14 protein-coding genes and 1 pseudogene are annotated in these 14520 nt (G+C 45.3%); all 15 read left to right on the forward strand.

Translation table 11 applies throughout. The features are described from left to right. Window positions 1-13 precede the first annotated feature (13 nt). The 15 genes and pseudogenes from ABNN70_RS10340 to cotE all read left to right on the forward strand — a co-directional run bounded on the left by ABNN70_RS10340 (window position 14) and on the right by cotE (window position 14482). The gene (locus ABNN70_RS10340) at window positions 14-742 is read left to right on the forward strand and encodes an SDR family oxidoreductase (RefSeq protein WP_129929611.1); all 729 of its coding nucleotides are present in this window, start codon (window positions 14-16) and stop codon (window positions 740-742) included. 74 nt (window positions 743-816) lie between these two features. Continuing rightward, on the forward strand, window positions 817-1089 hold the full coding sequence (locus ABNN70_RS10345) for a DUF3243 domain-containing protein (protein WP_353947732.1): 273 nt from the start codon (window positions 817-819) through the stop codon (window positions 1087-1089). Between the two features lie 193 nt (window positions 1090-1282). After that, window positions 1283-2050, forward strand: a complete 768-nt coding sequence (locus ABNN70_RS10350) for a DUF3388 domain-containing protein (RefSeq protein WP_353947733.1) — start codon at window positions 1283-1285, stop codon at window positions 2048-2050. Window positions 2051-2084: 34 nt separating this feature from the next. Beyond that, complete coding sequence (locus ABNN70_RS10355; RefSeq protein ID WP_353947734.1) at window positions 2085-2972, forward strand: helix-turn-helix domain-containing protein; 888 nt, start codon at window positions 2085-2087, stop codon at window positions 2970-2972. A gap of 131 nt (window positions 2973-3103) precedes the next feature. Next, window positions 3104-3682, forward strand: a complete 579-nt coding sequence (gene pgsA / locus ABNN70_RS10360) for a CDP-diacylglycerol--glycerol-3-phosphate 3-phosphatidyltransferase (protein WP_129929607.1) — start codon at window positions 3104-3106, stop codon at window positions 3680-3682. A gap of 89 nt (window positions 3683-3771) precedes the next feature. Further along, window positions 3772-5021 (forward strand): annotated as a pseudogene (locus tag ABNN70_RS10365) (competence/damage-inducible protein A). A gap of 91 nt (window positions 5022-5112) precedes the next feature. Beyond that, window positions 5113-6183 carry a recombinase RecA gene (gene recA, locus ABNN70_RS10370; RefSeq protein WP_129929605.1) on the forward strand — a complete coding sequence of 357 codons (1071 nt, stop codon included), beginning with the start codon at window positions 5113-5115 and terminating at the stop codon, window positions 6181-6183. Between the two features lie 358 nt (window positions 6184-6541). Beyond that, on the forward strand, window positions 6542-8104 hold the full coding sequence (gene rny, locus ABNN70_RS10375) for a ribonuclease Y (protein WP_129929604.1): 1563 nt from the start codon (window positions 6542-6544) through the stop codon (window positions 8102-8104). Window positions 8105-8271: 167 nt separating this feature from the next. After that, window positions 8272-9066 carry a TIGR00282 family metallophosphoesterase gene (locus tag ABNN70_RS10380; protein ID WP_353947735.1) on the forward strand — a complete coding sequence of 265 codons (795 nt, stop codon included), beginning with the start codon at window positions 8272-8274 and terminating at the stop codon, window positions 9064-9066. Window positions 9067-9171: 105 nt separating this feature from the next. Continuing rightward, window positions 9172-9432: a stage V sporulation protein S gene (locus ABNN70_RS10385; protein ID WP_129929602.1), complete on the forward strand. Its 261-nt coding sequence runs from the start codon at window positions 9172-9174 to the stop codon at window positions 9430-9432. Between the two features lie 256 nt (window positions 9433-9688). Further along, window positions 9689-10153, forward strand: coding sequence for a CBS domain-containing protein (locus ABNN70_RS10390; protein WP_353947736.1), 465 nt, complete (start codon window positions 9689-9691; stop codon window positions 10151-10153). Between the two features lie 223 nt (window positions 10154-10376). Continuing rightward, window positions 10377-11687 carry a transposase family protein gene (locus tag ABNN70_RS10395; RefSeq protein ID WP_353947737.1) on the forward strand — a complete coding sequence of 437 codons (1311 nt, stop codon included), beginning with the start codon at window positions 10377-10379 and terminating at the stop codon, window positions 11685-11687. Between the two features lie 265 nt (window positions 11688-11952). After that, complete coding sequence (gene miaB, locus ABNN70_RS10400) at window positions 11953-13440, forward strand: tRNA (N6-isopentenyl adenosine(37)-C2)-methylthiotransferase MiaB (RefSeq protein ID WP_353947738.1); 1488 nt, start codon at window positions 11953-11955, stop codon at window positions 13438-13440. Beyond that, entirely contained in the window at window positions 13437-13802 is a 366-nt protein-coding gene (locus tag ABNN70_RS10405; RefSeq protein WP_353947739.1) for a YlbF family regulator, read from the forward strand. The genes miaB and ABNN70_RS10405 overlap by 4 nt, the downstream gene beginning before the upstream one ends. A 134-nt stretch (window positions 13803-13936) precedes the next feature. After that, window positions 13937-14482: an outer spore coat protein CotE gene (cotE, locus tag ABNN70_RS10410; protein ID WP_353947740.1), complete on the forward strand. Its 546-nt coding sequence runs from the start codon at window positions 13937-13939 to the stop codon at window positions 14480-14482. Window positions 14483-14520: the final 38 nt, after the last annotated feature.

Below are 14520 nucleotides of genomic sequence, written 5' to 3' on the forward strand. Positions count from 1 at the left end.
TGGACGAAGAGTCATGAGAAATATACTGATCACAGGTGCAAGTGGTTCAATTGGTCAGGCAGTAGCCGGGAGAATCGCAATGTCCGGTGCGTCTCTGTATCTTCATTACTGCACAGGTGTTGATCGGATTCAGAAACTTTCCGGCAAACTCAGAAATAAATTTCCTGAACAGTTTTTTACATGTGTTCAGGCAGATCTTGCAGATGAAAACGGGCCGGATAAACTGCTTCATCAGCTGGATCAGCAGGTTGACGGCGTTATTTATACAAGCGGGCAAAGTCAGGTCGGACTTTTCCAGGATGTCCCTTTAAAATCAGTGCAACAGCAGATCCAGCTCCAGCTGATCAGTCCGTTCCGTATCATTCAGAGCCTGATTCAACCGATGATCAGGGAAAAGCAGGGAAAAATTGTGATTGTTTCTTCCATCTGGGGACTGACTGGTGCTTCTACCGAAGTTCTGTATTCCATGGTCAAAGGCGGACAAAACACGTTCGTTAAGGCGCTGGCAAAAGAAGTCGCGCCCAGTGGTATTTCCGTCAATGCCGTTGCGCCGGGAGCTGTTGATACCCCCATGATGGACGAGTTCAGCAAACAGGATATCGCGCTCGTTAAAGAAGATATTCCCATGGACAGACTGGCTGAACCTGAAGAAGTCGCTTCACTCGTTGCCTTTCTTATGCGCCCTGAATCCAGCTATATCAGCGGACAGGTTATTTCGATCAATGGGGCATGGTACTGCTGACTGGAATTTCCGTAATAAAAGAGCAGAATCGAGACAACCTAAACATGCACAAAATATAGCAGGGAGGTTGTCTCATGTCTGTATTGGAAAACTGGGATAAATGGAAAACATTTCTTGGGGAAAAAGCAGATCAGGCGCAAAAAATGGGTGTAGATGAAGAAACGCTGACAGGTTTTGCAAAAAAAATTGGTGATTATCTTAGCCAGAATGTGGACCCGAAAACAGATCAGGAACGTGTGCTTTCCGATTTGTGGCATGTCGCAGAGGATCATGAGCGGGAAATGCTGGCTCACTTAATGCTTAAGCTTGTTGATCAGGATGCACACCGGATGCAGCGACAGAGTTGAACCTGAATAAAGAAAAAAGAGAGGCCCGATGGCGTCTCTTTTTTCTTGTACCCTGTCGTTAAAATGTAAGGTTTATGATAATATTAACTAAGGGTGTAAAGAAGGACATGTGCTGATATAAGGATGTGGACCTTCTTTCATTTTTCGGGCATCTTTATACGAAAGTCTGTTTTTACGGAGAGGGCAAGCATCCATGAGCGACGGCAATGAATGGTATCTGGAATATGAAATACATAGAAATGAGCCGGGGCTTCTTGGAGATGTCGCATCGCTCCTTGGTAAGCTGGAAATCAATATTCTTACGATAAACGGTATTGATCATAAACGGCGCGGACTCCTCGTTTGTACGGATAAAGATCAACAGATTTATCGTTTTCTTGAAATTGTTGGAACCATGAAGAGGATACATTTGACGAAGGTACGTCGAACGACTTTAATGGACAGGCTGGCCGTACGCCACGGAAGATATGTCGAGAGGGATACAGATGACCGGAAAACCTTTCGTTTCACCCGGGATGAAATCGGACTTCTTGTTGATTTTATGGCCGAATTGTTTAAAAAGCCAGGTCATCTCCTGATCGGTATACGCGGAATTCCGCGTGTGGGAAAATCCGAATCCATTATCGCGGCAAGCGTATCCGCAAACAAACGCTGGATATTTGTCTCTTCGACTCTGCTCAGGCAGACCATCCGCACTCATCTGTCCGAAGACGAACGGTTAAACGATCATATTTTTGTCATTGACGGACTGGTCTCAATGAAACAGGGTACGGAATCTCACTGGAGGCTGATTCACCAGATCATGCGCCGGCCGGTTACCAAAGTTGTGGAACATCCGGATGTTTTTGTCCGTCATACGGAGTACACAATGGACGACTTTGATTATATGCTCGAGCTCCGTAATCATCAGAACGAAACCATTGATTACGATTCTTATATGAATGAACTTAATCTTTTCTGAAATTGATTTTAATAAGTATTGGTAGGTGTTTTTCATGAGTGAACTTGGTCAGGCATTGAAGGACGCCAGAGAAAATAAGGGACTGACTCTGGATGCACTTCAGGAACAGACAAAAATTCAGAAACGTTATCTCCAGGCAATCGAGGAGGGTCATTTTGAACGTTTACCCGGTGCATTTTATACTCGGGCCTTTATTAAGAGTTATGCCGAAACCGTCGGCCTCGATTTCGCAGAGTTGACAGAAAAATACGCATCAGAAATGCCGAAGGTTCATCATGAGTCTTCAGAAATTCGTACACTTCCTCCTGATGGGACGGATGACCTGCCTTCAAGAGCTTCCCGTCCGGGCAGAAAAAAGCCTGGGAACTGGTCGTCTGTGATCAACAAAGCGATCATTATCGTCATCTGTCTCATCGTACTCATGATCGTGTATATTCTGATTTCCAATTTTGCAGGAAGTCGTGCAGAAAAGGCTCCGGATACGAATCAGGGAACGGGCTCCTCCATTTCTTTCAGTGGGACCACTCAATCGGATTCAGGCAGTTCCATAGCCGATTCAGGGAACAGCCAGTCCGGATCCTCCCCATCGACATCGCAGAAGCAGAGTTTGAAGCCGGAACAGACGCAGGAAAATAAGAGCACCTATACACTTACAGGAACAACGGAATTCAAAGTGAATATCGCAACGAAAAACGGTAACCCGGCCTGGTTCCGCGCTAAGGACGAAACGGGTAAAATACTTCTTGAAGGAACCGCGTCGGATGCAGGTAAAAAATCGTACAGCTTTGATGCAGGGAAAGTGAAATCACTTTCTATCAAGTTCGGCAGCGTGCCCAACACTGAGTTTAGGGTTAACGGTCAAGCGTTCCATTTTCCAAACAAAAATATAATCCAGACGATTATCATTAAATTCAACAAATAACCAGCCTGAGAACGGGGCTTGCCTGATTACGACAGCCCTTTTTTCAATGGTGATATTTTGAAAAATATGATAGAAATGTGTCAGATGATCTTTTTGACAATAATTTTTGCACGTATAAGGAGGAATTTGATGTGAATATAGCCAATAAGTTAACTGTGTCCCGTATGGTTATGATCCCCATTTTTTTGATCTTTCTTCTGGCCCCTCTTCAACTGGGTACAATTGGCTCAGGTGATTTTACTCTTCCCGTATCTCAGATGATCGCCGGATTTATTTTTATGCTCGCTTCTTTCACCGACTGGCTTGATGGACAAATTGCCCGGAGAAGGCATCTTGTGACCAATTTCGGCAAGTTCTCCGATCCGCTTGCCGACAAACTGCTTGTCATGAGCGCGTTTGTTTCTTTTGTCGGAATGGGCAGGATGGCTTCCTGGATGATTATCGTGATTCTCGCCCGGGAATTTGCGGTAACCGGATTACGTCTTGTTGCAGCAGGAGAGGGGGATGTTATTGCGGCAGGAAAAATGGGAAAATGGAAAACATTGTTCCAGATGGTTGCTATTATTTTGTTCCTGTTCAACAATATTCCATTCGGTATCGATGGCTTTCCTCTTGATCAGATCATTCTCTGGATTGCGGTTATCCTTACCATTGTGTCGGGAGCTGATTATTTTTATAAAAACCGGGATGTGATTCTTCGGTCAAAGTAATTCTTTCCGGTTGCACTTCGCAACCTCCTGAATGATAATAAGATTAAAGAATGGAAGATTGTGCGATTAAGAATTGGAGTCCTGATTTCATGAACGCAGAGATTATAGCAGTTGGTTCTGAACTCCTGCTTGGGCAGATTGCAAATACGAATGCGCAGTTCATATCGGAGCACCTTGCCACACTGGGGATTAACGTCTATTTTCATACGGTATGCGGCGATAATCGCAACCGCCTCCGTGACACCATCAGACACGCTGAAGAAAGATCCGATCTGCTTATCTTTACAGGCGGTCTTGGTCCGACAAAGGATGATTTAACGAAAGAAACGGTTGCAGAATGTCTGGACAGAAAACTGGTGACGGATCCTGATGCAATGAATAGTATTATGGCTTATTTTAAGGAAACAGGCAGAGAAATGACGCCCAATAACCGGAAACAGGCACTGGTTATCGAAGGAAGCCGGGTATTGCCGAACAGGCAGGGAATGGCACCGGGAATGGTCGCTGAAAAGGACGGACGCATGTATGTATTAATGCCCGGGTTCCTTCAGAAATGAAGCCCATGTTTCTGGAATTTGCCGCCAGTCACCTCGCTCTGAGCAGCAAAGAACACATTGAGTCTCGTGTGTTACGCTTTTTCGGTATTGGGGAATCTGCGCTGGAAACTAAAATTATCGATCTGATTGATAACCAGTCGAATCCCACGATTGCTCCGCTGGCCAAGGAAGGCGAAGTAACTCTTCGCCTGACGGCCAGACACCGCAGACGGGAGAGCGCCATTCAGATGCTTGATCGCGTTGAGAAGCAGATTGATGAGCGAACAGGCGGGTATCTGTACGGCTACGGCGAGGAATCACTGGCTGAGCACGTCTTTCGTTTGTTAAAAAAGAAGGGCAAAACCATTGCTTTTGCTGAAAGTCTGACCGGGGGCATGGCAGCGGAATGGATGACCGGTTTTTCTGGCGCTTCGTCGGTGTTGAACGGGGGTATCGTCTGCTACACAAATGAGGTGAAGGCCCATGTTCTTGGCATTCCCCAAACTTTGCTGCACTCTGCGGGAGCGGTCAGCGCGGAGTGTGCGAAACAAATGGCATCGTCCGTCAGAAATCTGTGTGCTTCGGACATTGGTGTGGGCTTTACAGGAGTGGCCGGACCGGAAAAAAGTGAGGGTAAAGATGTCGGCACGGTTTATATCGGTATTGCTGACCAAGATGGCTCAGAAAGTTATCTATACAAGTTGGCCGGTTCACGGAGAATGATCAGGATCCGTTCGGTTAAAACAGGTTACGACCTGGTCAGAAGGCATCTTCTGAAGTTACCTCTTATTGAACGGTTATAATGATACGAATAAATATTTGGGGAACACTTGTGCTTATTCATTAAAAAAGGTATGATTTAATAAGAAAGTTTTAAGGAGATGATCCGGGAGAATGGCTGGGAAAAATGACAGAAAGGCAGCACTGGACAGTGCACTGCGTCAAATCGAAAAACAATTCGGAAAAGGTTCGATCATGAGGCTTGGTGAACAGCCGGAGCAGCGTGTGTCGACCGTTTCGAGCGGTTCTCTGACACTTGATATCGCCATGGGTGTCGGAGGATATCCACGTGGACGGATCATTGAAATATACGGGCCTGAATCCTCAGGTAAAACGACGGTGGCCCTGCATGCTATTGCTGAAGCTCAGAAAGGTGGAGGACAGGCCGCCTTTATTGATGCAGAACATGCTCTTGATCCTGTTTATGCAGAACACCTGGGCGTCAATATAGATGAACTGCTCCTGTCACAGCCGGATACAGGTGAGCAGGCACTGGAAATCTGTGAAGCATTGGTCAGGAGCGGTGCCATTGATATTGTTGTTATCGATTCTGTAGCTGCTCTGGTTCCAAAAGCTGAAATCGAAGGTGAAATGGGTGATTCCCATGTCGGGTTGCAGGCGCGTCTCATGTCTCAGGCATTGAGGAAATTGTCAGGAGCCATCAGTAAATCAAAAACAACGGCTATTTTTATCAACCAGATCCGTGAAAAAGTCGGTGTGATGTTCGGAAATCCTGAGACGACACCAGGAGGACGCGCGCTGAAATTTTACGCCTCCGTCCGCCTTGAAGTCCGTCGCGCCGAAGCGTTAAAAGTTGGGAATGATATTGTAGGAAACCGTACAAGAATTAAAGTAGTGAAAAACAAGGTTGCCCCTCCTTTCAAACAGGCGGAAGTGGATATTATGTATGGTCATGGTATTTCCAGTGAAGGTGAGATCCTCGATATCGGTTCTGATCTGGATATTGTGGAAAAAAGCGGGTCCTGGTATTCATATCATAAAGAGCGGCTCGGTCAGGGAAGAGAAAATGCAAAATTATTTTTGAAAGAAAATGAGCCGATCAGGGAAGAAATCAAGAAACAAATCAGGCAGCATTATCATTTGGATGAAACACCAGATGAAACACCGGATGAATCAGCGGATAAAGAAGCTGTGGTTCATAGTTCGGATGCCCCCAAAAAATAATTGAAGGATATCAGGGAAAAAGATTGCGTCAGAGGAACGCAATCTTTTTTTATAGCCAGAATACCTTTGGGGTGATTTGCCTAAAACATGTAAGGTTGACAACCTATATACGCAACTATACAATTAACTTGTGACTTATCAGTCACATATTTCATGTTCATGTAAATTTTTCTGCCAGTAAGTGCTTAACGGATAATGTCATAATGACTGAAGGGAAGCTGTAAATAGAACCGGAGACAGATGAAAGCTGTTCATTGATTCCGTATCCCTCAGTTTCTTATCGTTTCTTTTAAGCACCATGCAAAAGTAAAAGTGACAGATTTTACTTCTTGACGATACGGAAAAGCAAGGAGGTGAAATGATGACGATTATTACAATCATCTCCATTGCGCTGATCTCTGTTGTTTGTCTGTTTGTTGGTTATTTTTACAGGAAAAAAATTGCTGAGGCAAAAATCGCTTCTGCTGAGGCAGCAGCTCATCGGATTATTGAGCAGGCCCGGCGTGATGCGGAAGCATTAAAGAAAGAAACTCTCCTTGAAGCTAAGGATAAGATTCATACGCTGAGGTCTCAGACAGAAAATGAAGCCCGGGATAGAAGAAATGAACTTCAAAAACAGGAAAATCGCCTGGTTCAAAAAGAGGATCTGCTCGATCGCAAAAGCGAATCTCTTGATAAAAAAGAAGGTTCATTAGAAAAAAGGGAGGAAGCACTTAGCAAGAAACACCGACAAATTGAAGAGATGGAAGGCAAAGTGGAGGAAACACTGCACAAGCAGCAGGATGAACTTGAGAGAATTTCCGGCCTGACGAATGATGAAGCAAAAGAATTGATCCTTAATCAGGTCAGACAAGAGTCATCACATGATGCGGCACAGATTGCCAGAGATATTGAAATGAAAGCGAAGGAAGATGCGGAGAAGAAAGCAAAAAGCATTTTATCCCTTGCCATTCAACGTTGTGCCGCTGATCACGTCACAGAGACAACTGTTTCCGTAGTCAATCTTCCAAATGACGAGATGAAAGGCAGGATCATCGGGCGTGAAGGACGTAACATTCGTACCCTTGAGACGCTGACAGGTATCGATCTGATTATCGATGATACACCTGAAGCAGTCATCCTGTCGGGGTTTGACCCGATCCGTCGTGAAGTGGCCAGAATTGCTCTTGAAAAGCTGGTTCAGGATGGTCGAATTCACCCGGCCCGCATTGAGGAAATGGTGGAGAAGTCACGCCATGAAGTAGACGAAAAAATACGTGATTATGGCGAACAGACCACCTTCGAAGTCGGAATTCACGGCCTGCATCCGGATCTGATCAAGATCCTGGGACGTTTGCATTTCCGTACCAGTTACGGCCAGAATGTGTTGCAGCATTCCGTTGAAGTTGCCTTTTTAACCGGGATGATGGCTGCGGAGCTTGGAGAGGATGAAATGCTGGCCAGACGGGCAGGACTGCTCCATGATATTGGTAAAGCCATTGATCATGAAGTTGAGGGCAGTCATGTTGAAATCGGTGTGGAACTGGCAACCAAGTATAAAGAACATCCTGTTGTGATCAACAGTATTGCATCACATCACGGAGATACGGAGGCTACTTCTGTCATATCTGTTCTGGTTGCGGCGGCTGATGCACTGTCTGCTGCACGGCCGGGCGCACGGCGCGAAACGCTTGAGAATTACATTCACCGTCTCGAAAAACTTGAAGAAATCTCTGAGTCGTTCGAAGGCGTTGAGAAATCTTATGCTATACAGGCAGGACGAGAGATCCGGATCATTGTTCAGCCGGATATCATAGATGATGCAAAATCTTACCAGCTCGCTCATGATATCACCAAAAAGATAGAAAGCGATCTTGACTATCCTGGTAATATCAAAGTGACAGTGATTCGTGAAACACGTGCTGTTGAATATGCAAAATGAAAAAGCGGCTTTAAGCCGTTTTTTCATTTTTACAGGAATGATTTACATTTCAGAGATGATACCGGATCAGGTTAAATAAGGCTCAGCCGGTAACAGAGGTCGGGCTCCGTCAGGTTTTCTTTATACTGTAAAACAGAGAAAATAATAGGGCAGGATGTGACTATTTCTTGAAGATACTGTTCATTGGAGATATTTATGGCAAAACAGGAAGACAAATGATCGACAACTATTTACCTCAATTAAAAAGCCGCATTCATCCGGATGTGACGATTATTAATGCAGAGAACGCAGCTCACGGAAAAGGGATAACGCAAAAGATATATCATCATCTTCTTGAAAAGGGAGCAGATATCCTGACAATGGGAAACCATACATGGGACAATAAGGATATTTTTGATTTTATCGACCGGGCTGATCGTCTGGTAAGGCCGGCCAATTTCCCTGAAGGGACACCTGGAACAGGAATGAGAATCTTCCGCGCCGGAAACAAGCATGTTGCAGTGATTAACCTGCAGGGCAGGGTATTTCTTCCGGCCCTTGATGATCCGTTCCGAATGGCAGACCGCCTCGTTGCTGAAGCGAGAGAGAAAACGCCTGTTATTTTCGTCGATCTGCATGCTGAAACGACAAGTGAAAAATTGGCCTTAGGGTGGTATCTCGATGGGAGAGTTTCCGCAGTTATCGGGACGCATACGCATGTTCAAACTGCTGATGAACGGATACTTTCTCAGGGAACAGCCTATCTGTCGGATGCGGGGATGACCGGGCCTTATAACGGCATTATCGGCGTGACCCGGGAGGCGGTAACCAGGAGGTTTCTGACGGCAATGCCTGTCCGATTTGAAAGTGAAGAGGGTGCAGGACAGCTGGGTGGCGCGGTGATCACGGTAAATGATACAACAGGAAAGGCCAGTAAGATCGAACGGGTACTGATTAACCCGGATCACCCTTATTTTGATTAACATGGAGGGCTTTTTCAACCTTGTCAGATCCATGAGGGCATAGTCCCCTTTTTATGGGAATATAGTTTAATACGGGTAATTCTCAGAAGGAGATGACAAGCAGCCATGGATGTGTTAAAAGTTTCAGCAAAATCTGTTCCTAATTCTGTTGCCGGTGCCCTGGCACATGCGATGCGCGTGCAAAAATCTGCAGAAATTCAGGCTATTGGAGCCGGAGCACTGAATCAGGCTGTTAAAGCTGTCGCTATTGCAAGAGGTTTTGTCGCTCCAAGCGGGCTGGATCTGATCTGTATTCCAGCCTTTACAGATATTAAGATTGACGGTGAAGAGAGGACAGCGATTAAGCTGATTATCGAACCGAGATGAAAGTGTACAGGTTTTCTGATGTCTTCAAGCATTCAGGAAACCTGTTTTTATCCAGTGGTAATACTCTCCCACCTCAGAGTCATGGGGATAAACGAACACTTCCAGGTGGGGATCACTGCCCGCAGCAGCCCGATGGGTTCAACGAACAATCAGTGGGGTAGAAAGCCCCCACTGATTTGAAATTTCATTTTATTGAAAACACATACATTATATGATGTATAATGAATAGTGAAGAGGGGGAGAGGAGCGGGTAAAGATGCTTGTCAGACAAGTCATGATTACAGATGTTGTATCCGTCCATGAAGATGATCTCATTTCAGTCGTACTTAAGAAAATGATTGATCACCGAATCGGCATCATCCCGGTTCTTGACAGTAAGGACAGACTGTCAGGCGTGATCACAGATGGTGACATAATGAGAACCCTGCTGCCAAAACAAATGACTGTTTATGATTGGTACAGCCTCATCGCGTCAGTGAAGGTGGAGATCACACGTGGCCATTTAGAAGATTTATTAAACAAAAAAGTCAGCAAGCTAATGAGAAAACGAAATATCCTGACGGTCACGGCTGAACGGGACCTGGGGGATGTGCTCCGAATGCTGTCGTATCATCATCTCAAACGCGTGCCTGTCATCGACAGGGAGCATCATGTCGTTGGTCTGATCGGCCGAAGTGACGTGCTCCGATACCTGGGTGAACAGGTTCTCGGAGAAGTATAAACCGGTCCATCTGCTGTCACAGCATGTTCACCTCACATTAATTACAAGGGTATCTTATTTTTCTTCTGCCTTCCCCCTACAAAGCCCTGCCCCGAACCATGCCAGCTCTGAGGAGTAAAAATTCTTCGCGATAAAATCAACAACAGCCCCCTAAATAATGCTATATATGAGATAATTTAACAGTAATAAATCCCATAATAGTGCTATTTTTTAGGAGGTTCTTATGATTACACGGAAAGAGAAACGAGAGCAGGAGAAGAACGTCAATTATTTTCTCGAGTTTCAGAAAATATGCCATCATTTCTTTAAAGGATTCACCAACAGGCTCAGAAAGGTCAAAGATCCGAGACATCAGAGTTATGTCACCTATGATTCAGACTTGATGCTCTGGATGATGATCCTGAAAAATGTCTGTCAGTTCACCAGCATGCGCAGCCTGAGCAACGGACTTAATCGTGAAGAATGTATCGATAACCTGCAAAAGATGCTCGCTACTCAGGAGCTTCATGAACTGCCCCACTATGACACGATCAACGATTTCCTGTCGCGGCTTGATCCGAAGGAACTGGAAAACATTCGCATCGGTTTAATCCGGGAGCTCCTCAAAAAGCGGTGTTTTGAGGCCGAACGGATCGAGGGGAAGTATTGGGGGATTATCATTGATGGGACCGGGCTTTTCCACTTTAACAAGAAGCATTGTGCACATTGCCTGAAACGCGAACATACCCACAAAAAGACCGGAGAAACCTGGACGGATTACCAGCATCACGTTCTGGAAGCCAAACTGGTCGTTGGGGACATGGTGCTGAGTATCGACTCGGAATTTATAGAGAACGAGCACGAGGACGTGACCAAACAGGACTGTGAACGTCGCGCCTTCGAGCGCCTGAGCACCCGATTGAAAGCGACCTTCAAGCGTCTGCCCATCTGTATCCTGGCGGATAGCCTATATGCGTGTGAATCAGTCTTTCAGCGATGTGAGGCTAACCGCTGGAAATACATGTTTCGCTTCAAAGCAGGCAGTATTCCGAGTGTGGCGCAGGAATTCGAGGCGCTGAAAGCGCTGAAGTATCGGGGACAATCTGCAACGACCTACTGGGTGAATGATATCGCCTACCAGGAAAGAAAACTAAATGCTCTGGAGGCTACGGTTCAGGAAAAAGAAAAAACACACACCTTTCTGTTTCTGACCAATCTGCCTATCACGGAGAAGAAGGCAGAGGTGTTGGTAGCGGTTGGGCGAAGGCGCTGGAAGATTGAAAATCAGGGGTTTAATCGACAAAAGCACGTACAGTACGCCATTCAACACGTGAACAGCCAGAATCATCAGGCGATGAAGAATCACTATCTTCTTACACAGATTGCGGATATTTTGATGCAGTTATATGAAAAAGGGTCAAAGCTGCTCCGTACGCAAAAAAAGACGGCAAAAGAAATATCCTCAGCCCTGTTAGAAGCGATTCGGACACGCAGATTAACAGAGGAGGATATGGCTAGCCTGGTGAAACCGATGCAAGTCCGGTTCACCGGTTAAGAACAGTATATCAGAAAGGGGGAATGCCAGGCAAAGCTACAGTCAAAAAAAATTAAAAAAGGCCATCAAAATTTGGCTTGTCCCTTTTTCAAAAAAAGCGGAAAAGCAGAATTGGAAATATATGTAAAATCAGATCAGCTATTCGCATGACACGGAGGGCCTCACAAAAATTTACTCCTCAGAGCTGGAACCATGCGTCGATTCTTCCATTCACACGCATAGTTTGTTATAATTTAAAGATTGAAATAAAAAAAGGGGCAAAGCTGTGGTCGAGTCAAAATTCAGCAAAGTGGATTTTTCCAGGTACTTCCAGCCGCCTTCTCTTAAAGCGGCAAGAAGACGTCGCAGAGAAAAGGTTCATATCATAAATGATTTCAGTATTCCTGATGAAATGAAAGGTATCGGTCGAAATAAAAAGTACTTAATCGAAACCTATGGCTGCCAGATGAATGAGCATGATACCGAAGTCATGGCCGGTATTCTTCAAGAAATGGGGTACAGCGAAACAGCAGAAATTGCTGAAGCAGATGTCATTCTGATTAATACCTGTGCGATTCGGGAAAATGCAGAAAACAAAGTGTTCGGACATATTGGTTATCTGAAACCGCTCAAAAGAGAGAACCCCGGTTTAATCATCGGTGTCTGCGGCTGCATGGCTCAGGAAGAAACAGTAGTAAATAGAATTCTGCACAAATATCCTCAGGTTGATCTGATCTTTGGTACGCATAATATTCACAGATTGCCGCAATTGCTTCAGGAAGCCCTGTTCAGTAAAGAGATGGTCGTTGAAGTCTGGTCCAAGGAAGGAGATATCATCGAAAATCTTCCCCAGGCACGTAAAGGCCATTTTCAGGCCTGGGTTAATATCATGTACGGTTGTGATAAGTTCTGCACCTACTGTATTGTTCCCTATACACGCGGAAAAGAACGCAGCCGGCGTCCGGAAGAAATTATTGAGGAAGTTCGTGACCTTGCCCGACAGGGTTATAAAGAAGTGACGCTTCTGGGTCAGAATGTTAATGCTTATGGTAAAGATCTTAAGGATCTTGATCATTATGGACTGGGCAATCTGATGGATGAGATCCGCAAAATCGGTATTCCGCGTGTCCGTTTCATGACCAGTCACCCTAAAGATTTCGATGATCATCTGATCGAAGTACTGGGTAAGGGTGGGAATCTCTGTGAACATATTCATCTTCCTGTTCAGTCCGGTAATTCCGATATCCTGAAGATCATGGGGCGCGGATATACACGTGAACGTTACCTTGATCTGTTCTATAAAATAAAAAAAGCAGTTCCCGGAGCTTCATTTACAACCGATATCATTGTCGGTTTCCCTAATGAAACGGAAGCACAATTTGAAGATACCCTGTCTCTTGTCAGAACGTGCCGGTTTGATGGAGCCTATACGTTTATCTACTCTCCACGGGCCGGGACTCCTGCTGCACGGATGAAGGATAATATCCCGATGGAAGTCAAAAAGGAACGTCTGCAGCGGCTCAACAAATTAGTTAATCAGCTGGCGGAAGAGAGTAATGCAAAATATCAGGATCAGGTGGTTGAGGTTCTGGTAGAAGGAACCAGCCGGAAAAATGCAGATATGCTTACGGGTCATACCCGAACCAATAAAGTCGTGAATTTTTCCGGTCCTGAATCGCTGATTGGTCAGCTTGTGCAGGTCAAAGTGACTGAAACAAAAATGTGGTCACTGGATGGGGAGTGGCAGAGAGAGCCGGAGGTCAGCCAATCATGACCAGACCTCAGTATTCGAATGAAGAAATTATGGCAAAGGCAAAGGAACTGGCTTCACGAATGGGATCAACAAATCAGATTCGGTTTTATAAGCATGCCGAAGCCAAAATCAGCGCAAATCAAAAAGTCCTTCAGCTAATAGACCAGATCAAACGTTATCAAAAGGAATCCGTCAATCTGCAGCACTTTCAGAAGCACGAGGCGTATAAACGTAATGAGGAGAAACTTCACCAGCTTCAGGAGGAACTGGATGCTATCCCTGTCGTTCAGGAATTTAAACAATCCCAGGGAGAAGCAAATGATTTTCTTCAGCAGATTACACGCCTGATCTCCCGCCGTGTAACGGGAGATCAGGAAAAATAAAGAACCAACAATAGATGATTGTTTCCCTGCAATGGATGCAGGGATTTTTTTTGTATGCAGGTGTCACGAGAGATTCACACGTGTTATTCGCCCTGCATAACATGAAGTGAAGAAGGCAAAGGAGGTTTGTACTTTTGGCAGATCATGCTTACAGGGAAATCATCACGAAAGCTGTTTGCGGTAAGGGAAAGAAATTCAGCCAGTCCGCTCACACCTTAACACCGACGCATAAACCTTCGAACATCCTTGGATGCTGGGTCATCAATCATAAATATAGAACGAACTATCAAAAGGATGCAGTGGTCATCGAAGGGACATATGACATTAATACATGGTATGCCTATAACAATAATACGCGTACCGAAGTGGCCTGTGAAACGGTCAGCTATCGCGATAAAATCCGGCTGACCCTGCGCGACAAGAATCTGATTGCTGATAATGTCACGTGCAGCGTACGCCCGCTGCAGGAACCGAACTGCCTGGAAGCGAAAATTTCATCTTCCGGTAATAAAGTGATGGCTCAGGTGGAACGGGAATTTCTGGTTGAAGTGATCGGGGAAACAAAAGTTACTGTCCAGGTAGAAGGAGACGGGCTCGAAGAAATCGATTATGATGATGATGAGCTGGAGAAGGAACTTAATGGACTGGACTCCGAGTTATTAACAGATGAAGACGAGTGACAGGAGAAGAGGCGTCTCTCCTTTTTTTCTGAACGAAA

It is taken from the genome of Sporolactobacillus sp. Y61 (assembly GCF_040529185.1).
Taxonomy (GTDB): Bacteria; Bacillota; Bacilli; order Bacillales; family Sporolactobacillaceae; genus Sporolactobacillus.

Excerpts from the sequence above, each read along its gene's own strand:
- ABNN70_RS10405 (WP_353947739.1), top strand. The coding sequence starts at position 13,437 with ATGACCAGACCTCAGTATTCGAATGAAGAAATTATGGCAAAGGCAAAG.
- ABNN70_RS10385 (WP_129929602.1), top strand. The coding sequence starts at position 9,172 with ATGGATGTGTTAAAAGTTTCAGCAAAATCTGTTCCTAATTCTGTTGCC.
- ABNN70_RS10345 (WP_353947732.1), top strand. The coding sequence starts at position 817 with ATGTCTGTATTGGAAAACTGGGATAAATGGAAAACATTTCTTGGGGAA.
- recA (WP_129929605.1), top strand. The coding sequence starts at position 5,113 with ATGGCTGGGAAAAATGACAGAAAGGCAGCACTGGACAGTGCACTGCGT.
- ABNN70_RS10340 (WP_129929611.1), top strand. The coding sequence starts at position 14 with ATGAGAAATATACTGATCACAGGTGCAAGTGGTTCAATTGGTCAGGCA.
- ABNN70_RS10395 (WP_353947737.1), top strand. The coding sequence starts at position 10,377 with ATGATTACACGGAAAGAGAAACGAGAGCAGGAGAAGAACGTCAATTAT.
- ABNN70_RS10350 (WP_353947733.1), top strand. The coding sequence starts at position 1,283 with ATGAGCGACGGCAATGAATGGTATCTGGAATATGAAATACATAGAAAT.
- rny (WP_129929604.1), top strand. The coding sequence starts at position 6,542 with ATGATGACGATTATTACAATCATCTCCATTGCGCTGATCTCTGTTGTT.
- ABNN70_RS10355 (WP_353947734.1), top strand. The coding sequence starts at position 2,085 with ATGAGTGAACTTGGTCAGGCATTGAAGGACGCCAGAGAAAATAAGGGA.
- ABNN70_RS10390 (WP_353947736.1), top strand. The coding sequence starts at position 9,689 with ATGCTTGTCAGACAAGTCATGATTACAGATGTTGTATCCGTCCATGAA.